Origin of the sequence: Jiangella rhizosphaerae, from assembly GCF_003579925.1 — a bacterium.
Lineage (GTDB): Bacteria > Actinomycetota > Actinomycetes > Jiangellales > Jiangellaceae > Jiangella > Jiangella rhizosphaerae.
On record NZ_QUAL01000263.1, the window covers coordinates 1 to 2,040 of the forward strand.

General features: G+C 68.2%; 3 protein-coding genes. All 3 read left to right on the plus strand.

The window, feature by feature from the left end; translation table 11 throughout:
* Positions 1–174 precede the first annotated feature (174 nt).
* The 3 genes from DY240_RS23030 (at position 175) to DY240_RS23040 (ending at position 1,888) form a co-directional block, all read left to right on the plus strand.
* Positions 175–726: an RNA polymerase sigma factor gene (locus DY240_RS23030; RefSeq protein WP_147375463.1), complete on the plus strand. Its 552-nt coding sequence runs from the start codon at positions 175–177 to the stop codon at positions 724–726.
* A gap of 482 nt (positions 727–1,208) precedes the next feature.
* Positions 1,209–1,463 (plus strand): type II toxin-antitoxin system Phd/YefM family antitoxin, encoded by a 255-nt coding sequence (locus tag DY240_RS23035; RefSeq protein ID WP_119662111.1) that lies wholly within the window; start codon positions 1,209–1,211, stop codon positions 1,461–1,463.
* A complete protein-coding gene (locus DY240_RS23040; protein WP_119662112.1) occupies positions 1,460–1,888 on the plus strand; it encodes a type II toxin-antitoxin system VapC family toxin in 429 nt (142 codons plus the stop codon). The genes DY240_RS23035 and DY240_RS23040 overlap by 4 nt, the downstream gene beginning before the upstream one ends.
* Positions 1,889–2,040: the final 152 nt, after the last annotated feature.

The following is a 2,040-nucleotide window of genomic DNA, read 5'->3' on the forward strand; positions in this document are numbered from 1 at the left end:
AGCTCGCCCTCACCTATCGCGGAGGCGTCGTGCTCGCCGCCGTCACCATCTGGCTACGCCAATAAGGAGACGCGCCCTAGGCGCGGCGCTCAGACGGACGTCATCGACGACACCTGAGGTGTGTCGACGCAGCGGCTCGCCGGGCAAGCGGCTGATTCCGCGCGGGAGCATCGAATGAGCACTCATGAAGACCTACACTCGATGGCCGCGGTTCGAGAAGAGACGGACGCCTTCGCCACCCTCTATCGTCGCCTCGCTCCGTCGACGCGCGATGTGGCCTTGCGCATCGTCGCGAATGCGGACGATGCCGACGAGATCGTCCAGCAGACCTTCTGCGCCGTGCTCGGTGCGGTGCGTGCTGGTCGAGGGCCCCGGCGGAATACCGATGGCTACGTCTACACCGTGGCGCGAAACCTGGCTCATGACCTGTGTGTGGACAATCGACGAGTCGTGCCTGCCGGCGACCTGGCACCGGACGGGCGTCTTGGCCTGGAATGCTCTGTGGAGCCGACGAGCCACGCCGCCGCTACCTTGGCCAGCCTGCCGCGCCGATGGCGCGCCATCCTCTGGCTGATCGAGGTGGAAGGATACTCACCCGCTGAGCTCGCCCCAGCGATGGCGCTGAGCCCGAGTGCCGTTTCCAGCCTCGCGACCCGGGCGCGACGCGCCTTCCGGAAGGCCTACCTGCGTCGCGCCATGCGAGCTGTGCCAGGCGCCGGACGGTGAGGGCGTCTCATTTCGGCACCGGTGCAGACTCGCCGGTGAGCACGGACTCGTCGCATCTCCAGGTCGGTGGGGCTGAGGGTGCGCGCTCGGCCGTCCGCCGCTGGCCTGGGCCATCCGGCCACCGGGGTTCAGATCGAGTTCCGGCAGCGGTTCGGTCCCGGCGCCCGGCACGCTGGCCGCGGCAAACAGTGCCACAGGCAGGTGACGACTTCTCCGCGCTCCATGCCCGCGGGGCGCCGCGGCGTCAGGTCCAACCCGGCCCATGGGCGACCGTGCTCCCGTCTACGACTGTGATCTGGTGAATGCGTGTCCGAGTCTGGCTTTCAGCCACAGCCTCGCGCGTATTACAGGGCCCGCTTGCCACGGGTGTTCCCGCCAAATATGCGCCCAGTTGTGGCGGCCCGCCCCCGCGACCGGCCGGGCCTCGGCGGACCCGGTGGCTATAATCAGCTGAGCGAATATGGGCACATGGAGGTCGTGCGGTGGACGTGGGTATCCGCGAGTTGCGTGACGGGCTGAGTCGGCATCTGGCTGAGGTGCGTTCGGGCCGGGTGGTGACGGTGACCGATCATGGTCGTCCGATCGCGCGGATCGTTCCGGTGGGCCGGTTGACGAGGTTGGAGCAGTTGCGCGCCGAGGGGCGGGTGCAGCCGGCGCGCAGGCGTAAGCGGCCGGCGCCGGAGCCGGTGGCGTCGGCGGGTACGGTGAGCGATCTGGTGCGTGACCAGCGTCGGTGATCGGTTACCTGGACACGTCGGCGTTCGTGCCGCTGCTGGTTGGTGAGCCGACGAGCGAGTCGTGCCGGCGGTTCTGGGACGACTCGGATGTGGTGGTGTCGAGTCGGCTGCTCTATGTCGAGACGGCCGCGGCGTTGGCTCAGGCGCGCCGGTTGGGCCGTCTGACGGAGGATGCGCTCGATGCGAGTCTGGGGTTGCTGGACGAGTTGTGGCTCGAAATCGATGTGGTGGAGGTCGATGACATCGTGGTGGAGCGTGCCGCGGTGCTCGCGCGGCGGCTGGAGCTGCGTGGGTACGACGCGGTGCATTGCGCTTCGGCCGAGAGGCTCAACGAGGACGACCTCGTCGCCGCCACCGGTGACCGGAAGCTGATCGACGCCTGGGGAGAGGTCGGCGTGGCGACGTTCGACACGAACAACCCTTGACCCGTCGCGCGCATCCGGTGGGCGCAGGTGTCGTCCGGCCTTCGACGATGACGATCGGTCGTCCACGGTGGGCGTGTCAGATGGTCTGTGTAAGCGGTTGGTCCTACCGAAGGGGCCATCATGACCGTTGTGACCACTGGGACTGGTGTGAA

Excerpts from the sequence above, each read along its gene's own strand:
- DY240_RS23030 (WP_147375463.1), top strand. The coding sequence starts at position 175 with ATGAGCACTCATGAAGACCTACACTCGATGGCCGCGGTTCGAGAAGAG.